This window comes from Nonomuraea sp. NPDC001636 (genome assembly GCF_040298265.1).
GTDB lineage: Bacteria > Actinomycetota > Actinomycetes > Streptosporangiales > Streptosporangiaceae > Nonomuraea.
In genome coordinates this window covers 62876-83358 of record NZ_JBEOZT010000020.1, presented here as the reverse complement: position 1 = coordinate 83358, position 20483 = coordinate 62876, and the positions used below count along the sequence as shown (strand labels likewise).

The 20483-nt window shown below is 73.1% G+C and carries 16 protein-coding genes; 2 read left to right on the top strand and 14 right to left on the bottom strand.

All coding sequences use genetic code 11. The features are described 5' to 3' along the window. Positions 1-28 precede the first annotated feature (28 nt). Complete coding sequence (locus tag ABT158_RS31965; protein ID WP_352359763.1) at positions 29-271, bottom strand: hypothetical protein; 243 nt, start codon at positions 269-271, stop codon at positions 29-31. 196 nt (positions 272-467) lie between these two features. Next, entirely contained in the window at positions 468-1058 is a 591-nt protein-coding gene (locus ABT158_RS31960; RefSeq protein ID WP_352359761.1) for a hypothetical protein, read from the bottom strand. Between the two features lie 248 nt (positions 1059-1306). On the opposite strand from ABT158_RS31960, the gene ABT158_RS31955 reads away from it, so the two are divergent. Further along, entirely contained in the window at positions 1307-1498 is a 192-nt protein-coding gene (locus ABT158_RS31955) for a hypothetical protein (RefSeq protein ID WP_352359759.1), read from the top strand. Positions 1499-1505: 7 nt separating this feature from the next. Here the strand turns inward: ABT158_RS31955 and ABT158_RS31950 are convergent, their stop codons facing one another. Beyond that, positions 1506-2519, bottom strand: coding sequence for a hemolysin family protein (locus ABT158_RS31950; RefSeq protein ID WP_352359757.1), 1014 nt, complete (start codon positions 2517-2519; stop codon positions 1506-1508). Further along, complete coding sequence (locus ABT158_RS31945) at positions 2516-3862, bottom strand: hemolysin family protein (protein ID WP_352359755.1); 1347 nt, start codon at positions 3860-3862, stop codon at positions 2516-2518. The genes ABT158_RS31950 and ABT158_RS31945 overlap by 4 nt, the downstream gene beginning before the upstream one ends. A 319-nt stretch (positions 3863-4181) precedes the next feature. Between ABT158_RS31945 and ABT158_RS31940 the strand changes: the two genes are divergently transcribed. Continuing rightward, positions 4182-5000 carry an ion transporter gene (locus tag ABT158_RS31940; protein ID WP_352359753.1) on the top strand — a complete coding sequence of 273 codons (819 nt, stop codon included), beginning with the start codon at positions 4182-4184 and terminating at the stop codon, positions 4998-5000. A gap of 198 nt (positions 5001-5198) precedes the next feature. Here the strand turns inward: ABT158_RS31940 and mgtA are convergent, their stop codons facing one another. The 10 genes from mgtA to ABT158_RS31890 form a co-directional block, all read right to left on the bottom strand. Continuing rightward, positions 5199-7667, bottom strand: a complete 2469-nt coding sequence (gene mgtA / locus ABT158_RS31935) for a magnesium-translocating P-type ATPase (protein WP_352359751.1) — start codon at positions 7665-7667, stop codon at positions 5199-5201. After that, complete coding sequence (locus tag ABT158_RS31930) at positions 7651-7998, bottom strand: ArsR/SmtB family transcription factor (RefSeq protein ID WP_352359749.1); 348 nt, start codon at positions 7996-7998, stop codon at positions 7651-7653. The genes mgtA and ABT158_RS31930 overlap by 17 nt, the downstream gene beginning before the upstream one ends. Before the next feature lie 69 nt (positions 7999-8067). Then, a complete protein-coding gene (locus ABT158_RS31925) occupies positions 8068-8298 on the bottom strand; it encodes a twin-arginine translocase TatA/TatE family subunit (protein WP_352359747.1) in 231 nt (76 codons plus the stop codon). A gap of 126 nt (positions 8299-8424) precedes the next feature. Next, positions 8425-8811 (bottom strand): metalloregulator ArsR/SmtB family transcription factor, encoded by a 387-nt coding sequence (locus ABT158_RS31920; RefSeq protein WP_352359745.1) that lies wholly within the window; start codon positions 8809-8811, stop codon positions 8425-8427. Between the two features lie 104 nt (positions 8812-8915). Then, a complete protein-coding gene (locus ABT158_RS31915) occupies positions 8916-10355 on the bottom strand; it encodes an FAD-dependent oxidoreductase (protein ID WP_352359743.1) in 1440 nt (479 codons plus the stop codon). A 143-nt stretch (positions 10356-10498) separates the two neighbouring features. Next, the gene (locus ABT158_RS31910; RefSeq protein WP_352359741.1) at positions 10499-12475 is read right to left on the bottom strand and encodes a YehQ family protein; all 1977 of its coding nucleotides are present in this window, start codon (positions 12473-12475) and stop codon (positions 10499-10501) included. Further along, positions 12472-13593, bottom strand: a complete 1122-nt coding sequence (locus tag ABT158_RS31905; protein WP_352359739.1) for a VWA domain-containing protein — start codon at positions 13591-13593, stop codon at positions 12472-12474. The genes ABT158_RS31910 and ABT158_RS31905 overlap by 4 nt, the downstream gene beginning before the upstream one ends. Beyond that, on the bottom strand, positions 13590-15836 hold the full coding sequence (locus tag ABT158_RS31900) for a DUF5682 family protein (RefSeq protein ID WP_352359737.1): 2247 nt from the start codon (positions 15834-15836) through the stop codon (positions 13590-13592). Before ABT158_RS31900 ends, ABT158_RS31905 begins: the two co-directional genes overlap by 4 nt. Positions 15837-15839: 3 nt before the next feature. Next, positions 15840-16916 carry an ATP-binding protein gene (locus ABT158_RS31895; RefSeq protein WP_352359735.1) on the bottom strand — a complete coding sequence of 359 codons (1077 nt, stop codon included), beginning with the start codon at positions 16914-16916 and terminating at the stop codon, positions 15840-15842. Continuing rightward, positions 16913-20422 carry a DUF4132 domain-containing protein gene (locus tag ABT158_RS31890; RefSeq protein ID WP_352359733.1) on the bottom strand — a complete coding sequence of 1170 codons (3510 nt, stop codon included), beginning with the start codon at positions 20420-20422 and terminating at the stop codon, positions 16913-16915. The genes ABT158_RS31895 and ABT158_RS31890 overlap by 4 nt, the downstream gene beginning before the upstream one ends. Between the last annotated feature and the right edge of the window lie 61 nt (positions 20423-20483).

Here is a 20483-nt window from a genome sequence, read left to right as displayed (position 1 = left end):
TCCAGCAGCTCGGCACGGAGCTCATCGTTCATCGGCGCCACCTTTGCGGCCGGAGGTCAGCGGGGCGGTAGCCGGGCCAGGACTTGCGCGTGTCCTTGGAGACGTGGGGATTCGTCAGCAGGTGCTTGACGACGTCCCCGCCGGTCACCGACCAGGCGGTGAGGTCGCCGGGCAACCGGACGGGCACGGCCGGTCCGGCGGCGCGTAGGGAGTCGGCCTGCTCATGGATACGGCGTCCGCTGCTGTCGAGAACCACGGGTGTGGGGGTCACGCGTGCCTCCGGTGCGGGGTTCGGCGGGACACGGCGAAGGGATCGCCTTGTTGCGGCGAAGCTCACGCCGAGCGCTGCGAGGCAATCACGGAAAGCCTGGCCGGTCGGGGCCGCCTCTTGGCGGGAGGGTTTGCGCGGAGCGAGCCCCCGCCCCTCTCGCAGTTCAAGGGGGGCGGGGGCTCGCGGCGGTGCTCGTTCAGGCGGAGGGGGCCAGCCTCACGTAGCTGACCTCGACGTTCAGGTAGGTGGCGAGGCCGTAGTCGTGGCCGCGGATGGCCAGGAGGTTGCAGCGCTCCAGGTGCCTGGCGGGGATGACGACGTTGATCGCGCCCGCGGCGCAGCCGCCGCTCCTGACGGTCTGCACGAGGTGGCCGTTGAAGTAGACCCGCGCATCGTTGTCGATCGTTCCCTGGATGCGGACCAGCCGGGCGTTGCGCGGGATGTGCACCCAGTGGCGTACCAGGATGTCGGTGTTCACCGCCCAGGACGTCTTGACGTTGGTGGAATTGTTCCAGGCGCAGGTGCCGTTGGTGGTGCCGAATCCTTCTTGCCCGCTCGACCAGTCGCTGTCATCGAAGTCCGGCTCGTAGAAACGCGGGGCGTTGGCCCCGGACGGCACCTGGAGGTATTTCCAGTCGGTGCTGTTGTAGCCGAGGACGGTGACGACATTTTGCCGCGTTCCGGCTCGGGAGGCTGACGCCGACGCCGGAGCGGGCAGGGCCACGGTGGCCAGCAGCGAGCCGGCCGCGAGGCCAGCGGGAAGGAAACGCAGCAGTTTCTTGAACATGGCGATCTTCCTCCGTCGATGGTGCGAAATGTCGATCCTGCAGCCGCCGAAAGCGACATGTCATCCATGTCGCAATTCTGCCGCCTAGCATCCCGGCCGGAATGGGTAAATCGAATCATAATTTGAGCACACACCGACAGGTAAGGCAATGGCAAAGAAAGGCCGACGAGAAGAGGCGGGCGCATTCATAAACAAAGAGGAATTTCCCGATATGCCGAATATGAGTGCCCTGAACATGGAAACCTCAAGTGCATCCCCCGCCGACCCGCGAACCACTGGACGCCGAGCAGGCGGGCGTGCACGACGCCGGACGGCTCAGCCACCTGGCGATGCGCAAGGTGGGCAAGCGCTACGAGGACCGGCGGCTCGACGCCCCGGCCGGACAGGGCGTCGCCGAGTTGCCGCCCGGCCGGGCCACCGCACCGGACGAACTGCGCTGAACGGTGGTCAGGCGGGCACCAGCAGAGTGGTGAGCAGGTCGTCCAGGGTGACGAGGCCGATGACCGCGCCCGCGTTGTCGCGGATCAGGGCGATCTGGCTGTGCGCGGCGCGCAGCCGCGCGACCGCGTCGGCGACCGAGGTCTCCTGAGGCAGGTCCGGCACGCGGTAGGCGAGCTGGGCGGCGGTGGTGGCGGTGCCGCGCCGGCGGGCCAGGTAGGCGTCACGCAGGTGCACGACCCCGCTGGGCCCGGCGTCGGACCACACGATCAGCCGGGTTAGCCCGGACCGGTTGCAGGCGTCGATGATGTCCTGGGCGGCGGCGGTGGCGGGCACGCCGATGATCTGCTCGGCCGGGGTGATCAGCGCGGTGATGCCGGACTGCGGCGCCTGCAGGGCCTGGCTGAGCACCACGTGGTCGTCCGGCTCGATCAGGCCGAGCCGGCGTGACTCCTCCACCAGGTGCCGGAGCTGGTCGGGGGTACGCGCCTTGGCGCCGGCCTCGTCCGGACGGACGCCGAACAGCCGCAGCAGGCCGTTGGTGACCGCGTTCAGCGCGCTGATCAGCGGACGGACCAGCAGGGTGAAGCCGCGGAACGGCAGCGCGAGCAGGGTGGCCGAGCGCTCGGGGTGGGCGATGGCCCAGGACTTGGGCGCCATCTCGCCGAGCACCATGTGCAGGAACGTCACGACCGCCAGCGCGATGACGAACGCCACGGCGTGCGCGGCGGCCTCGGGCAGGCCGACGGCGTCGAAGAGCGGGACGAGGGTGCCGGCGATCAGCGGTTCGGACACCACGCCGAGCCCGAGCGAGCACAGCGTGATGCCGAGCTGCGCGCCGGCCAGCATGAGCGACAGCTCCTTGATCCCCGACAGGGCGGCGGAGGCGGCCTTGCTCCCCTGCGCGGCGGCCTTCTCCAGACGGTGCCGCTTGGCGGCGACCAGGGCGAACTCGGCGGCCACGAAGAAGCCGTTGCCGATCAGCAACAGCAGGGTGAGCAGCAGCCCGACGGACAGGTTCATGCCTGCTCCTGCGATTCGTCACGGTAGGGGGTCAGGCGGACGCGGTCGGGCACGTGCCGGTCCAGCGTCAGCACCTCGATGCGGGCGTGCGTGGGGGCGTGGGGGTCGAGCGTGGCGGGCAGGTCGGCGGTGATGACGTCGCCGGGGACGGCGAAGCGGCCCAGCCGGTGCAGGATGAGCCCGGCCAGGGTGTCGTACTCGTCCTCGTCGGGCAGGTTCAGGTCCGTCTCCAGAGCGATCTCGTCGATGCGCAGGGCGGCGTCCAGTTCCCAGCCGTCGCCCTGGCGCACTGCCCGGGGGGTGTCGGCGTCGTTCTCGTCGGCGATCTCGCCGACCAGTTCCTCGGCGACGTCCTCCCAGGTGACCAGTCCGGCCAGGCCGCCGTGCTCGTCCACCACGCAGGCCACTTCCTGGCCGCGGGCGTGCATCTGGGCCACCAGGTCCGGCAGGCTGATCGAGAAGGGCACGATCAGCACGTCGTGGGCGAGGTCGGCGACGCGCGTGGTGGCGGCCTTCTCGACCGGGACGGCGGCCAGGTCGCCCAGGCTGACCAGGCCGATCACCTCGTCGAGGGTGGCGCCGAGCACCGGGTAGTGGGTGTGGCCGTGGGCGGCGACGATCTCGTCCAGATCGGGCACGGTGGCCGCGCCGGTCACGGCGACCACCTCCACGCGCGGCACCATCACTTCCTCGGCGGTGTGGTCGGAGAAGGCCAGGGCCCGTTCGAGCACGTCGGCGTGGCTGCCGGGCAGGTGGCCGTGGGCCTCGGACTCGCCGATGATGTGGCCCAGCTCCTCCAGGGTGGCGCCGTGGTGCAGTTCCTCGACCGGCTCGATGCCGACGGCGCGCAGCAGCCTGTTGGCGGCGGTGTCGAACAGCTTGATCACCGGTCCGGCGACGGCCAGATAGACCAGGGTGGAGCCGGCCAGGGCGCGGGCCAGCGGCTCCGGACGGGCCAGCGCCAGGTTCTTGGGCGCGAGCTCGCCCAGCACCATCTGGATCACGGTGGCCAGCGCGAACCCGATCCCGAGCGCGATGCCGCCGATCGCCGCCTGCGGCACGCCGATCGCCTCCAGCGCGGGGGCGATCAGCTCAGCCAGCGCGGGCCTGGCGATGAAACCCACGATCAGCGCGGTGACGGTGATGCCGAGCTGCGCGCCGGACAACATGAACGACAGCCGTTCCATCACCTTGACCGCCTTGGCCGCCTTCTTGTCACCGGCGGCGGCCTGCTGGGACAGGGCGAGCCGGTCGGCGCTGACGTAGGCGAACTCCTGGGCGACGAAGTAGCCGGTGGCGAGGGTGAGCAGGACGATGGCCACCAGGCCGAGTGCGACACTCATCGCGGCTGTGCACCCCGCAGACGAAGGCCGTACCTGAGGCTGGGGCTACTGCTCGGGTCCGCTGACACGGACACCACCACCGATCCTTCCCGTTTCGTGTGCTGCGCCGCAGCGCGTCGGCTGCGGCTTCCTGGTCCGGACGTTACCGACCCCGGACAGGCCAGTCCTGACCGGGGCGTCTTCTCCCAGGTCAACGCATATGGGTGAGCGTAAGTGCCGGATGTGATCCGCGTCTCAGCCGGGTTCGGTTGCAATGGGAGCCTCTCGTCGCCTCTACCATGATCAGCGATTTGTGATCTTCACTGTGAGGAGCGATCCAGTGTCGTCCGGGCAAGAACGCGTGCGGGCCGTGCTCGAACACCGGCTCACCCAGCGGGCCGTCATCGGCGTCATCGTGCTCAACGCGGCCACGATCGGCTGCGAGACCAGCGCCTACCTGATGGACCGGGCCGGTGGGTTCCTGCACGCCGTCGACCGGATCGCGCTGGCCGTCTTCACCGTGGAGATCGCCGCCCGGCTGTTCGCCTACCGCCGCGCGTTCTTCGCCGACCCGTGGAACTGGTTCGACACGGTCATCGTGGCGATCGCGCTCGTCCCGGCGTCCGGCCCGGCCTCGGTGCTGCGCGCGCTGCGCATCCTGAGGGCGCTGCGCCTGGTCTCGGCGGTGCCCAGCATGCGCCGCGTGGTCAGCGCGTTGTTGTCGGCGGTGCCCGGGATGGCCTCCATCATCGGCCTGCTCGTCCTGATGATCTACATCGCCGGGGTGATCGCGACCAAGCTGTTCGGCGAGATCATGCCCGAACGGTTCGACGAACTGCCCCGCTCGCTGTTCACCCTGTTCCAGATCATGACCGGTGACGACTGGGGCAACGTCGCCCAGGCGGTCATGGAGCACAAGCCGTGGGCGTGGATCTTCTTCATCGCCTACATCCTGATGTCCACCTTCGTCGCGCTGAACCTGTTCATCGCGGTGGTGGTCAACGCCATGAACGACGCCGAGCCGTCCCCGGCCGAAGCGCGGACCCAGGCCGAGCTGGCGGAGGTGAAGCAGCAGCTGGCGGCGGTGAACGCCAAACTCGACCAGCTGCTGCCGTCGCGCGAGGCGGTCACGACCGACGGCCGCGCCGACGCGAACTGACGGGACGTCCGTGGCGATCGAAGGAGGCGACGAGCCCGCCTGACGGAACACGGCTCAGTCGACCCAGGCCCACAGGCAGAGGTCGAGCATGCACACCAGCGCCCACATGACGAGTGCGGCGACTCGTTGGTGCTCCCCTGCGCGCATGTGTTCGCCCCAGCGGTTCGACGGCCATGACAGTTGCTACATTGCGCAACTCTACAACCTTCTGTGGCGGTTGAGGACGGCCAGCGTCCCGCCGTACAGAACGGCCACGAGCACCAGCCACAGACAGCTCGTGACGGGCAGGGCGGTCAGGCCGACGGGACCGGCCAGCGGCGAGAGCGGCAGCAGTAACCCGATCGCCGCGAGCGAGCCCGTGGCCAGCCACAACGGCGGCGAGACCGGGGCGACGGGCCGCAGGAGCAGCATGATGACGGCCTGGGTGAGCAGGTTCTCGATGAACCAGCCCGTGTGGAAGGAGCGCTCGTCATCCGCGCCGACGACCTGGGTCAGGACGGTGAAGGTGGCCAGGTCGGCGACGGCGTTCAGCGCCCCGAAACGGGCGATGAACCCGAGGATGCCCCGCGGGCGCAGCCCGAACGGCCCCCGCAGCACGGCCGGCGCGGCCCGGTCGAAGGCGAAGGCGAGCTGGGCGACGTCGAAGCAGACGTTCTGCAGGAGCACCTGGACCGGCAACATCGGCAGGAACGGCAGCGCCAGCCCGGCCGCCAGCATCGCGATCACGTTCCCGAGGTTGGACGACAGCGCGATGCGCAGATAGGTGACGATGTTGCCGGTGCTGCGCCGTCCGGCGACGATCGCCTGGTCGATCGCCGACAGGTCCTTGCCGGCCAGCACGACGTCGGCGGCCTCGCGGGTGACGTCCACGGCGGCGCGCGGGCAGATGCCGACGTCGGCGGCGCGCATGGCGGGCGAGTCGTTGACGCCGTCGCCGAGGAAGCCGACCGTGTGCCCGGCCTCGCGCAGCGCGCGGACGACGCGGGCCTTGTCGTCCGGGGTGCAACGGGCGATCACCGTGGCCCGTTCGGCGGAGGCGGCGGTGAGGTCGGCCGCCTCGATCACCGCCCCCACGTCGAGGCCCAGCTCACGGCACGTACGGGCGGCGGTGGCCGGATGGTCGCCGGTCAGCACCTTCAGGGCGATGCCCCTGCGGGCCAGCAGCGCCAGCGCGGCGGCCGCGTCCGGCGACGGCTCGTCGACGAGGGTGAGGAAGCCGGCGAGCGTCAGCCCGCCGGCCGCGCCGTGACCGCCGGCGGAGCGGTCGGTCACGGCGACCGCGAGCACCCGCGCACCGGCCTCGGCCAGGGCGCGGGCGACCTCGCCGGCCCGCAGCCGGTCACCCGGGCCCATCGCGCACCGGTCGAGCACCGCCTCCACGGCGCCCTTGACCACGACGACGTCCGCGCCGCCGTCGCGGACCACCGCGCGGGACAGGCGCTCGGCGGGATCGAAGGGGGTGGCCTCCAGCCCCTCGGTGTCGCCCAGGTCGGGCGCGCACTCCAGGATCGCCTCGTCGAGCGGGTCGGGGATCGGCGGGTCGGTCAGGTGCAGTGTCCAGAAGCTGTTGACCGCCGCCCAGCGCAGCACCTCGGGATCCGGCTTGCCGTCAGGGCCGACGGACCCGCTGAGCACGGGCCGGTCGCGGGTCAGGGTGCCGGTCTTGTCCATGCACAGGACGTCGATCGCCCCCACGTCGTGCAGCGCGGGCAGCCGCTTGACGATCACGCCCTGGCGGGCCAGCAGCGCCGCTCCCCGGGCCAGCGCGGTGGTCACCACGACCGGCAGCATCTCGGGCGTCAGTCCCACGGCCACCGCCACCGCGAACGGCAGCGCCTCCAGTCCCCTGTCGCGCAGGACGGCGTTGGCCACCAGCGCCACGGGCGGGACGACCAGCATGAGCCGGACCAGGATCCAGGAGATGCCGTTCACCGACCGGTCGAAGGCCGAACGCCCGCGCGCCGGGGCGTGGTGGGCGCCGGCGAACAGGGTGCCGCCGCCGGTGGCCGTCACCACCGCGAGCGCGCTGCCGGAGGCCACGCTGCTGCCCTGCCAGCACAGGTGGTCGTCGCCGTCGGGCAGGTCGCGCGCCCGCTTGGGCACGGGCGCCGACTCCCCCGTCAGCGGCGCCTGATGGACGGTCAGGCCGGCGGCCCGCAGCAGCCGCACGTCGGCGGGGACCAGGTCGCCGGGCCCCAGCTTGATCACGTCACCGGGGACGAGCTGGTCGACGGGGATCTCCCGCTCCCGCGGCTCGCCTCCCTCGTGGGCGCGCCGTCGCACGGTGGCCGTGGTGGCCACGAGCTCGCGCAGGGCCGCGGTCGAGCGGTCGGCCCGGAACTCCCCGTTGGAGCGCAGCAGGCAACTCGCCACGACCAGCAGGACGATGACGCCCGCCGTGCCCCAGGAGGTGATCGCGGCGGCGACGAGACCCAGCGCGAGCAGCGTCATGGTGAACGGGTCCCGCAGGCTGCGGGCCAGGCGGCGCGGCCAGGACACCGGTCGCTGGGCGGGGATCGTGTTCTCGCCGTGTTCCAGCAGGCGGGCCTCGGCCTGTTCCTCCGTCAGGCCGCGTGGCCCGGTGTCCAGCAGGCGCAGGGTCTGGAGCTGGCTCAGCGGGGCCGGACCGGCATCGGCCGTGGTCGGCGCGTCAGGCGCCCAGACCATGGACGCGTCCTCCGGAGGCGCCGGCCCGTTGCGAGAGCCGTCCGACGAGCCCGCGCACGGTGGCCACGACGTCCTCGTCGTCGATCAGGTAGACGACCCTGCGGCCCTCCCGGCGGGAGCGGACCAGGCCGGCCAGCTTCAGCTTGGCCAGGTGCTGGCTGATCGCCGGCAGCGCGCCCCCCACCCGCTCGGCCAGCCCGGACACGTCGCACTCGCCCTGCGCCAGCGCCCACACGATGTGCAGCCTGGGCGGCGAGGCCAGCAGCGCGAAGGCGGCCGCAGCCTCGGCCAGCACTTCGGCGGGCGGATCAGGGGTCTTTGCGCCGGCCACCTTCACTCCTTTTTCGGACAGGTGCCAAGTCTAGGCGCGCGGCGCGGCGGCTCCCGAGCGTCGCACCTGTTACCGGCCGTCCTGTTGCGCGCCGGCCCGCAACCTGGCCGCCTGCTCCTCCAGACGCCGGGCCTGCTCCTCCAGCGAGGGGGCCGGCTCGTCCGTCCTGGTGGTCTCGGCCTTGAAGATGCGCAACGAACGGCCGACCGCGCGGGCCGTGTCGGGCAGCCGCTTGGCCCCGAACAGGAACATGAAGACGAGGGCGATGATCAGGATCTCCGCCCAACCGAGGTCGGCCATGGTGTCGTCCTTACTGAGCAGGCGTTTTGTCAGCTTCAGACTGCATCAAAGTTGCTCAGATGCGCAAGTCAGACATTGTCCGCCAGGGGCTGGGACGCTTGACCGAACGCAGGCGTGCCACGGCGGTCACACGGTGAGGAGTTCCACGTCCACCGGGCCGTTCTGCGCCTCGGCCGGGGCGGTGAGCGGCGTGAACAGCGCGCCCAGCTTGTTCACCACCTCGGGGATGATCCGGTAGTAGACCCAGGTGCCGCGGCGTTCGCCGTCGATCAGCCCGGCGGTGCGCAGCACCTTCAGGTGGTGGGAGATGGTGGGGGCGGTCAGGTCGAAGACGCCGGTCAGGTCGCACACGCACGCCTCGCCGCCGGGGTGGGAGCCGATCAGCGACAGCAGGCGCAGCCGTACCGGGTCGGCGACGGCCTTGAGCAGGGTGGCCAGTTCGGCGGCGTCGGCCTCGCCGAGCGGCTCGCGGGCGATCGGCGCACAGCACTGGGCGGTGGCGGGGGCGGCCATGGCGTGACTCCTTGATTCGATGCCGGTCTAAATCATAGGCGGCGGCAGGCGACCGGCGCGAACGCGGAGACGGCCCACGCCATGGCCGTGGCGCGGCGTCCCCCTCAGCCGCAGCAGCCGCCGCCGGACTCGGCACCGCCACCGGCCGGGGCGCTGACGGCGGCGCTTGCGGCGGCGAGCGGCAGAGGGGCCGACAGCAGGCCGCCGCTGATGCCCGTGGCCAGGCCGGCCCGCCGCTCCTGGTCCTCGGCCAGGCTGGACGAGCACACCCCGGTCTCGGGCAGGTCGAGCCGCACGTCGCGGGCGGCCTGCCAGTCGCCGGCCAGCGCGGCGACGACGGAGCGGGCCTGCTCGTACCCGGTGGCGAGCAGGAAGGTGGGGGCGCGGCCGTAGCTCTTGACGCCGATGGCGTAGTAGCCGGGCTCGGGGTGGGCCAGCTCGTCCACGCCGTGTGGCGGGACGGTGCCGCAGGAGTGCCGGTTGGGGTCGATGAGCGGGGCCAGGGCACGGGTGGAGCCGAGCACCGGGTCCAGGTCGAGACGCAGTTCCGTGGCGATGGAGTGGTCGGGGCGGTAGCCGGTCGCGCTGACGATCCGGTCCACGGTGATCGACTGCTCGCTGCCGGACGGGGTGCGGCTGGTCACTTCGACGCCGTCGCCGGTGGCGCGTACCTGGTGGGTGAAGAAGCCGGTCAGCAACGTGATGCGACCGGAGGTGACGTGGGCGCGCAGCCGGGTGCCGAGCGCGCCGCGGGCCGGGAGGGCGTCGGCGTCGCCGCCGCCGTAGGCGCGCCCGGCGCTGCCCGCGCGGATGGCCCAGGCGATCGGGGTGTCGTCCAGCTGGGCCAGGGCGAGCAGTGTGGTGGCGGCCGAGTGGCCGGCGCCGACGACCAGGACGCGCCGGCCCTCGTAGCGGTGACGGTCGGCGCCGAGGACGTCGGGCAGGGCGTGGTCGACGGGCACCTCGTCCTCGCCGTGGGCGGGCAGGCCGGCGGCGCCCAGGACGTTCGGGGTGGTCCAGGTGCCGGAGGCGTCGATGATCGCGCCTGCCTGTAGCTCGCCGCCGTCGGCCAGGCGGATCAGGAAGGGGGCCTGCTCGCGGCCCGCCGTGCGTACCCGGTCGTGGCCGAGGCGGCTGATGGCGGTCACTCGTGCGTTCGTGCGTACCCGGTCGCCGAGCAGCTCGGCCAGCGGGGCGAGGTAGCCGGCGACGATCTCGGCGCCGGTCGGCAGCCGGTCGGGGTCGGGGGCGGTCCAGCCGTCGGCCTCCAGCAGGCGACGGGCGGCGGCGTCGATGTCGTACTTCCAGGGGCTGAACACCCGTACGTGCCCCCACTGCGCCATCGACGCGGCGACCTGATCGCCGGCCTCCAGCACCAGGAAGTCGAGGCCGCGCTCGGTCAGGTGCGCGGCGGCGGCCAGGCCCACGGGGCCCGCGCCGATCACGACCACGGGCAGGTCGTCGCGCCACCCGGAGGTGGCCTGCCGAGGGGCCGTGAGCTGCTCGATCGCGATCGTGGCAGGGCCGCAGCAACTGTCGCTCATGACTGTTTCTCCAGGTGACGAGAGGGGGCAGAGCACACCTTGAATAGAAGTTCATCTAAACAGGAGCCATCATGTGCCCCTGTTTCGACAGAAGTCAAATCAGCACCATGTGCGCGGCGTCCACAGCGCCGCCGCGGATCGGGTCAGGCCAGTTCCAGGGCCACCTCCAGGCGCAGGTAGGCGTCGACCCAGGTCCGCTCGGCCGCCTCGCCCGAATCCTGGGACCGCGCCGCCGCGAACGCCGTGACGGCCTGCGCGATGCGGTGGAGCCCGAGCGCGGTCAGCCGCCGCGCGGCGGCGCCGAGGCGGGCGTCGTAGGTCGGCGGCAGGTGGGACAGGCCGTGGTGGGCCGCTTCCGCGAGCAGCCCGCGGGCGTCGATCAGCACGGCGGTCAGCGGGTCGGGCCGGACGTCCTCGGCGGCCGCGAGCCGCCCGCCGCCTCCGGCGGGTTGCAGGTCGGGCACGACGACCCGGCCACCGGCGGCCAGGCCGATGGGGTCGATGACGACACCGCCCGCGGTACGTCCGGCCACTCCGCTGACGAAACGCAGCTCGCCTTCCTCCCCGGTGAGCACGGCGGCCAGCGAGTCGAGGCGGCCGGGGGCGGCGCCGGTGTGGGTGGCGGTGACGGTGGCGATGTTTCCAGCCTGGTCGGCGATGAGGGCGTCGAGGCGCTGGTCACCGGCGGCGTAGGTCATGGCCACCACCTGGGAGACGGCGACGACGCGCACCCGCTCCGCTTCGACGCGCGGGCGAATGGGGCGGAGCGTGAGGGCGTCGAGCTCGCGGCCGAGCGCGGCGAGGTCCGTCACCACCAGGGACGGCGAGAGCTCACCCCAGTCGCCCCGCGACGGGCTGACCGTCGTTCTGGCGATCCGCCCGGTGGCCAGCCGCACGGTACGGCTGGCGCTGCGGACGGCGGATTCCGTGACGAGGTTGCCGGTGGCCAGGGCGGCCAGCGTGGAGCCGGCGACGCGTCGCCGTGCCAGGGCGGCGCCGTCGCAGTCGTCGCCGCCGTCCCGTTCGCCGTCCCATTCGCGGCGGAGTACCAGGACCATCGCGCTGTCGCCGTGGGCAAGGTAGACCTCGGCGATCCGCCGGTCGCCGAGGCTGCGGATCCGGCAGCCCAGGCTCTCCAGCCGGGCCCGGCGCAACGGGGTCTCGGCGGCCTCGGCGGTGCCGAGCACGCTGCTGCGGAGGGTGGCGTCGGGGCGGGTCACGGCCCGGTGCCGGGCGTGGAGCTCGGCGAGGTGGCTCGCGAGCAGCTCGGGACGGTAGTGGGCGCCGCGGTCGCGGTAGGCGGCCAGCTGCTCGGCGAGGTCGCCGACGGCCAGCAGCGGCCAGCGGGATCCGGCGGCGTCGAGGTGGCGCTGCACGTCGGCGATGGTGGCCGCCAGTCCCTGGCCGAGGTGCGCCGCGCCGTCGCGCAGGACCGTGCCGGCCAGCCCCAGGGCCCGCTCCAGCCCGGATCCGGTGCCGGTGCCGGCTGCGCCGCCGACGTCGACCCGTGCCTCCGGCGTCCCGGGATGCAGCTCGTCGGCCACCCGGAACGCCCACACGGCGAGGGCGATGACGTCGTCGCGGCTGCCCGCGGCGGCGTCGGTGTGCGCGAAGCCGAGGTCGCCGGGGATCAGGAAACGCACGGTCGCGGTGGGGAGCTCGACCTGCGGCGCGGGATCGGCGGCGGTGGCGCGGCGCACGCGGGCGGTGTATCCGACTCTTTCGGTACGGCGGGCGGCGGCCATCAGGCGGGCGCCGATCCTGGCGGTCAGCTCGTCGTCGCTCACCTGCCCCGGCGACCAGGCGGGGGGCTCCGGAACAGGCCCCTCGGCCTGCGGATGTTCTACGGTCTCGACGGTCGCGGCGTGCTGGTGCTGGTACGCCAGCACCACCCCGACGACATGCCGGCAGACCCCGGTGGCGCCGCACGTGCAGCGGGCCGCGTCGAGCCCGCCGGGTGGCAGGCTCGCGGTCGGTCCGCCCGCGAAGTCGCCGTGCACGGTCCCGTCGGCGTCGGTACGCAGGTCCGGCGCGGCTTCCTTGCCCGCCCGCTTGACCAGGCCGCGGTTGGTGAGCGCGGCCAGGGAGTCGGTGGTGAGCCCGAGCAGATCCGTTCTCATCGGCCCACATGCTCCGCGACGAAGGACGCCAGCTCGCCGGGGGTCATCGCGCCCACGTGCGCCCCGGCGTCGGCCAGGCGTTGCGCGAGCTCCCGGTCGTAGTCGGGGTTGGCCTGCTCGTCGAGGGCGGCCAGGCCGAGGACCTTGCTGCCCTGCTCGACCAGGCTGCGCACGATGCGTACCAGCCGGTGACGATCGCCGCCCTCGTAGAAGTCGGAGATCAGCACGACGACGGCCCGCCGCGGCTGGTCCACGAGCCCGGCGCCGTACGCGGCCGCGCGGGCGATGTCGGTGCCGCCGCCGAGCTGGACCTTCATGAGCAGTTCCACGGGATCGTCCACGTCGGAGGTCAGGTCCACCACGTCGGTGTCGAAGGCGACCAGGTGGGTGCGTACGCCGGGCAGCCCCCACAGGCAGGCCGCGGTGACCGCCGAGTGGATCACCGAGTCGGTCATCGAGCCGGACTGGTCGACGAGCAGGATCACCTGCCACTGTTCGAGGTGGCGGCGGGTGCGGGAGAAGAACAGCGGGGTCTCGATCACGACCTTGCCGGTGTCGGGCTGGTAGCGGCCGAGGTTGGCGCGCAGGGTCCGGACCATGTCGAAGTTGCGGGCCTGCCGCAGCCGGCCCGGCCGCCGCGCTTTCGTGCCCGAGAAGGCGCTGCGCACCTCGGTGGCCAGCTTCTCCATGAGCTGCCGGACGACCTGCTCCACGATGCGTCTGGCCAGCCGCAACACCTGCGGGTTCATCAGGTGTTTGGTGTGCAGGACCGCCTTGAGCAGCGCGGGGTTGGGCTCGATGCGCGCGAGCACGTCGGGGTCGGTGACGAGGTCGTGGATCTCGTAGCGTTCGACTGCGTCGCGTTGCAGGCGTTCGACGGTCTCCTTGGGGAACAGGCGGGTGATGTCGTCGAGCCAGCCGAAGGTGGTCAGGTTCGACGGGCCGCTCCCGGCCTCCCGCCGTACGCCGCGCCTGCGCAGGTCCTCGTCGCGGCCGTACAGCCAGTCCATGGCGGCGTCGCGGCCGGCGGCCTCCTCGTCGAGCTGCCCGCCGCCGAGGCAGGCGCCGCCGGCCTCGCCGAGCAGCAGGCGCCATCGTACGAGGGTGGGGTCGGTCATGGCGTGATCAGTCCTTCCCGGCGCAGTGCCGCATCGACTCGTTCGTCCAGTGCCATGCCTGCGGCCACCAGTTCCGGCGCCGCCTCCAGCCGCATCAGGTCCCACGCGGACGCGCCCGCGCCGGAGCGCAGTTCGACCAGGCGGGTGGCGATGAGGTGCCGCTCGCGGGGTGGGAAGTAGCCGAACGCCTGGCGCAGCGCCGGCAGGGCCACCAGGAAGTCGTGGCTGCTCATCGCCGCGACCAGCTCGTCGAGCAGCTCCAGCATGCCGCCGGTGTGCAGGACCTCCTCGCGGGCGAGCGCGAACAGCCCGGCCAGCCAGTCGCCGGCCGACGCGGGGACGAACGCGCCGCGTACCGCCCGGGTGGGGTCCGCGGCGGCGGTGCCGCGCAGTGACCAGCCCAGCCCGAGCGCGGCTCCGCGCAGGTCGGGCGGCGCGTCCTGGCAGGCGGCGACGCGGTCGGCGACGCCCAGCGCCGCGTCCAGGTCCAGGCCCAGCGGCGGCCCGGCGTGCCTGAGCGCGTCGCGGACGGCGTCCATGGCGCCGATGCGCTGCGGATCGGCGGGTACGGGCCCGCCGCGCACGCCCTCGGCCAGCCACAACACCCGCAGGGTGGCGGCCCGGACCACGGTGCCCAAGGTGGTGCTGCCGCTGGTGGCGAACAGGTCGTCGTGGCGCCACATCGCCAGGGCGACGGTGAGGGTGCGGCCCAGCGAGCCCAGGTCGGCCGCCGCGGCGATCGCCCGCGCGAGGTCGTCGAGCACCTGCCCCGCCAGCTCGCCAATGCCGCACAGCGCGGCGTCGAACAGCACGTCGGCCAGCTGGTCCAGGTCGGCGCCCCTGATCCGCTCGGCGAGCACGGAGGCCGCCGCCTCCTGCGGGTCCACGCCGTACCCGCCTGCCTCGATCAGGGCGGGCAGGCGGTGGTCGGTCTCGGTCAGGGTCCACTGTTCGACCAGCTCGGCGCCGCCCGCGGGGCGGGGTCCCGAGGTGCGGACCACGCCCGGGATGCCCAGGACGCGCAGCCTGTGCAGGAAGCGGCTGCGCGCCCGGCCGGCTGGCCCGCCGAGGTCGAGCCGTTCGTCGCCGGGGCCGCCCAGCTCGGCGAGCACCGCGTGGACCAGCGGCGGCAGCGGGGTCGAGGGGTGCAGGCGGCCTGTCCGGTCACCGCTGAGCGCCGCGATCATCTCCACGACGGCCGGGTGGTGGCCGGCCTGGAGGGGACCGCGGGACGCCCAGGGCAGCGGGGTCTCGATCGCCTCGCCGACCAGCGCGGTGGCCAGGCCGTCGAGCACGTCGACGCGGGCCGGATGCGGGTGGCCGCGCATCAGCGCGATCCCGTCGGCGGTGGCGCGCGCGGCGATCAGATCGGCGGTGGAGACCTGCTGGCGCCGGGCGCGCAGCCGGGCCGTCACCGCCTCGATGAGTCTGCGGGCGGCTCCGTCGGGGCCGTGCTCCCACAGGTCCTGGTAGTAGCCGGGCGACGGCATGCCCGACTGGTAGCCGTCGAAGGCGTCCAGCCTGCGGAACGAGTACGGCACCAGGTAGCAGCCGACCGCCGCTCCCTCGGGCGGTTGCGGCACCTCCGGCCAGCTCCGCTCGCCCCGCTCGGCCAGCCGGATCAGCGCGGGACGGTGGAAGCCGCCGGTGACCACGACCACCGGCCGCTCGCCCGCGTCACCGGCGGCCGCCCGGATCCACTGCGCCATGTACGCCTCGCGGGCCGTGTCGCCGGGATCGGCCCCGGTGTCGCCGCGTACGAGGTCGAAGTAGGTGGCCAGCCGTTCGGCCAGCCCGTCGGCCGGTTCGATCTCGAACAGGTGATCCCACAACGCGTCCATGTTGTCCACGGCGAAGGCGCGGCAGAGCCGCCGGGTCGCCTCGGCGTAGCGGGCCTCGGCGTCGGCGTACCGGTTGCTGACGTCCGCCAGCGCGGGATGCCAGGCGGGCAGGTCGATGAAGCGCAGCTCGGCGCCGGCCGCGCGGCCCGCGGTCAGCGCCGCCCACTCCGGGGAGTAGTCGCACAGCGGTGTCCATGAACCGTGGCGCCGCTCATGGTCGCGGTAGCCGGTGTGGACGGCGATCGGCAGCTCGTGGCCGAGCAGGAGCTCGTCCATCCTGTCGTTCATCTCCGCCGGGCCCTCGACCAGCACGTACGCGGGACGTACGGAACGGATGGTGTCGGCGACCAGCCGGGCGCAGGCGGGACTGTGGTGCCGCACGCCGAGGAAGACGACCGCCATCGGTCAGCCCGGCAGCAGGTGGCGGGCCTCGTACAGGGCCTGCCACTGGTCGCCGTGCCGCCTGCGCTCCAGGTACCTGCGGAGCTTGGCCAGGTCCTCCGGGTTGTCCTTGGCGGCCGTGCCGGCGAGGCAGGAGACCAGGTCGGCGGCGGTGCCCGGCTCGCGGCGCAGGAACCAGCCGCGCACCCCGACGGCATGGGCCACCGAGACGGCCTCCGCGGTGCTCATCACCCCCGACAGCCGGTCGGTGGCGTCGCCGCGCGCGGTGTGCCCCTGGCGCAGGTCGCGGAAGGTGGTGACCAGGACCTCCAGCACGTCGCGGCGCGGCGGCGCGGTGACGCCCGAGCGTCTGAGCAATGCCCCCGCCTCCGCCTCCACCAGCGCCAGCTCGGTGTCGAAGTCGGCGATCGGGAAGACGGTCTCGAAGTTGAAGCGGCGTCTGAGCGCGGCGCTCATCTCGTTGACGCCGCGGTCGCGGGTGTTGGCCGTGGCCAGGATCGTGAACCCCTCCTGGGCGAACACCATCGACTCGGGACCGCTCAGCTCCGGTACGGCGAGCACCCGGTCCGACAGCGGTGACAGCAGGCAGTCCTGCACCTCCAGCGGGCACCGGGTGATCTCCTCGAAGCGCACCACCTTGCCCTCGGCCATGCCGCGCAGCAGCGGCGCGGGCACCAGCGACCGGGTGGAGGGGCCTTCGGCGACCAGCAGCGCGTAGTTCCAGGAGTATTTGATCTGGTCCTCGGTGGTGGCCGCGCCGCCCTGGATGGTGAGCGTCGAGGTGCCGCTGACGGCCGCGGCGAGCAGCTCGGACAGCAGCGACTTCGCCGTGCCCGGCTCGCCCACCAGCATCAGCCCGCGGTTGGTCGCGAGCGTCACCAGGGACCGGTCGATCAGCGAGGGATCGCCCACGAACTTGCGGCTGATGCCCAGCTTCTCGTCCCCGAGGACGAACCGGCGGGCGGCCCGGAGGCTGAGCGCCCAGCCGGGCGGCCGGTCGTCGGTGTCGTGCTCCCGCAGCCTGGCCAGCTCGCCGGCGTGGCGGATCTCGGCCGGGGGCCGCTGGGCGTGTCCGTTCATCGGGTGATGTCCCTGAGGTCTCGGAGGATCTCGGAGGTGGTGATCGGATCGAGGCCGTCGAGCCCCAGTGCCGTGATGGTCTGCTCGTCGGCGAGGTCGGGGTGGCCGATCGCGATGCCCGGATCGAGGCCGATCGTGATGGTCCTGCCGCCGGGCACGTCCCGCTCGATCCAGCCCTGCCAGCCGGCGTCCTGAGGCGTGCCGCGCCGCCAGCCGCGCCGCTCCAGGCCGATCACCGCGCCGGTGGGGATCCTGGCGGCCTCGATCTCGGCCACCAGCGCCGGATCCAGCTCGTACGTCTCCCTGCCCAGCTGCGGGAACGGCTGCAGGATCTCGTAGTCGGCGAACACCTCACCCCAGGCGGCCAGGTCCTCCCCCAGCTCCAGCGGGTGCGCCACGCCAACGAGGGCGTCTTCGGGCAGCGTCAGCGTGTCGTCCTCGACGTCGGCGAAGCTGCGGTCCTCGGCCACGCGCAGGGTGCCCGTGAGCCGGCCCGACGGGTCGTACAGGCCCCATACCAGCCGCCGTACGATGTGCCGCAGCAGCGGGTGGCCGACGAACAGCCGGCCGAAGTCGCCGGCGCTCCAGCGACGCCGGTCCACCATGGCCTGCTCCAGGCGGTGGATGGCGTCCCCGGCCACGGAGCGCACGTCCTTCTTCAGCCCGGCGAAGCGCCGGTAGGCGGCGGTCGCGAGCTCCTGATCGTCGTTGGCGCCCGGCTTGGGCAGGTTCTTCAGCCGCTTGCCCGAGGCGTCGGCCACGTACGGCTTGAGCTGCTCGTCGAAGCCCACCACGAACCGCCTGCGGCCGTAGTCGAGGGTCAGGCTGCCGTCGGCGGACAGGCCGAAGTCGGGCACCAGCCGGTCGGCCAGCTCCTGCGGCTTCAGGCCGAGCTCGGCGGCGACCTCGGCCATCTTCTGCTTGGCCCGGTTCTTCAGCCCGCCGAACTTGACCTTCTCGGCGATGCCGTGCAGGTGCATCAGCGCCACCTCGGAGCCGATGGAGGCCAGCAGGTCCAGGCCGGTGACCGCGCGCGCGTGCCCGCCCTCGCCCGGCCAGGCCCTGATCAGCGGGGTCAGCAGCCGTACGGTCTCGTCGTCGCCGAGCAACCCTTGCGCGTCCATCACCCAGCTCTCCTTGGACGGGTAGCCGGCTGCCTGCCAGCACTGGAACAACGCCCAGGCGAAGTCGGCGAGGCTGCGGCCGTCGCAGGCCTCCTTGACCACGGCGAGACCGGCGTACGGGTCGCCGGGCTTGGAGATCGCCAGCATCGTCATCACGTGGCGGACCGCCTCGGGGGGCAGCGCGCCCGCGTCGCCGCGCAGGTGGATCGGGGTCGTGATCGCGACCTCCGTCCACTCGGGCAGCACCGGCATCCGGGCCGGCAGCGCGTCGAGCGGGTCGGCCACGAGCAGGTCGGCGATGGCGGCCTCGGCGGCGGGCCCGTACCCTGCGGCGGCCTCCGCCACGGTGTCGCGGTGACCGCCCGCGACCAGCGCCGCCAGCGCCTGCTCGGCCCGGAGCCGGGCCACGCCGGGCTTGCCGAGAGCCGCCGGGACCAGCGCCCTGGCGGCCGCCGCGGGGTGACGGTTCAGCCAGCCCAGCGCGGTGGCGCGGACCGACTTCAGCCGGGCCAGCCAGTCGGCCATCAGCACGGCGACCTCCGGCGCCGCGAACGGCAGCAGCGACGCGGCGACCGAGCTGGGACCGCGCCGGGCGCTGTCGACCACCATGGGCAGCGCCGACGTGCCGAACCTGGCCACCACCGTCGGCATCCAGTCGCCCGCCCCCCACAGGTCGCCAGGGCGCCACTTCCCGATCAGCGGCGCGGCCAGTTCCTCGGGCCCGGCGACGAACAGGGCGATCTCGTCCGACCAGTGGGCGCCCCGGCCCTCGGCGATCTCGCGGGCGATGTCCTTCCAGCTCCGGCGCCAGGACCGACCCCAGGAACCTTCCGTCCGGGAGGAACGCCAGTTGTCCCGCTCGCCCGGCGCCCACAGGAGAGCCGGTTCGTCGGTGCACGCCAGGCCGTCGACCACGAGCACCTTGCGCGCCTTGCGCGGGCGCGTCCAGGGCGGGCTGACCACCACCTCGGGCAGCGCCTCCGGCGCAGCGGCGGCGACGGTACCGGCGGTCGCGATCCTGTCGAGACGCTCGGCGGCGGCGCCGTCGCCGAGGCTCGCGCGCACCTCGTCCACCAGGTCGGGACGGGCCGCCACATGGGTGCGCAGCAGCAGGTCGACGGCCTTGCCGCCGGACTCGGCCAGCATCCGCATCGCGCGGCGGGGGAAGCGGGAGGCCGCGCGCAGGAAGGCCGGCTGGGTGTACTTCTGCTCGACGCGGTCGAGGATCGCCCGCATGGCCGTGTCGTACGGCAGGTCGGCGAGCACGTGCAGCAGCCGCTTGCGGCTGTCCGCGCCGTAGGCGTGGTCCACCCAGACGGCCAGCAGCGGCACGGCAGCCTCGCCCATGCCGTCGACGACCGTGGCCGGCAGGGTGAAGGAATCCCCTATGTAGCAGCCACGCACATGGTTCGCGATCAGCTCGGCCTGCTCCGGCGTGCTGATGGCGGCGATCAGGCGGAAGGCGAGAACCGGGAGGACCTGGCTCACCTCGGCGCAGTCGGCCGCGACCCACCCGGTCTCGGTGGGCGCCAGGTAGGAGGTGGCCACGCGGTGGTGGAGCCCGCCGGCGCGGCTCACCGACAGCGCCGCGACGACCTCGGCGTACTCGTCGTCGGAAGCGGCGGCCAGCACGGCGCGCACCCGGGCGTCGATCTGCTCGCCGGAGGCCCAGCCGTACCACGGGTCGGGGGCCTCGCCGTCGGCCAGCCGGCGGACCGTCGAGGTGTCACCATGGTGGAGGTAGTCCAGCGAGGCCAGCTCGGTCACGGCCACCGCCGCGAACACCGGACCCCGTTCGGCCAGCCAGGTCTCGGGGAACAGGGACAACAGCTCGCGCTCGGCCCATGGCAGGGAAGCGGCCATCGCCTTGGCGACCACAGCCGCGCCCAGCGGTGTGCCGGCGGGCTCCCCCGCCAGGTACGCCGCGCCCGCGGACGCGAGCTCCGGATCCGGGCACTTCGCCACCATGTCGGCGAGAATCTGCGCGCGGTTGCCCAGCTCGGCCGCCAGCTTCTGCGGCGCGCTCGTGTCCGGCTGCTGCACCGGGGCCTTCGCTCCGCCCCGCCGGGGGTGGAGAGCGCGCAACCAGGCGGGCGGCAACGCCAGCCGGTCCTCGTCCTCGACGCCGCCGGCGGCCGTGGGCGAAGCCGCCTGCGGCGAGGCGGCCGTTCGGTCCTCCGTGTAACCCTTGCGCAACTTCTCCGCCACCAGCTTGTCGGCGGCGGCAGTGGCGGCGGCGGCCGAGTCGAACGACTTGACCTGCGTCTGACCGGCCGCGCCCAGGCGTCCGTACCGGATGTGCAGCTCCGCGCCGTCCTGGCGCACCTCCCAGAACTTGGCCGAACTTCCGCCGACGAACGTCAGCGTGCGCTCCACGCTCATGCCGATACCTCCACGCCGCATCCCGTCGTCCTCTTGATCGACAGCGGCGAGTATGGCGGGC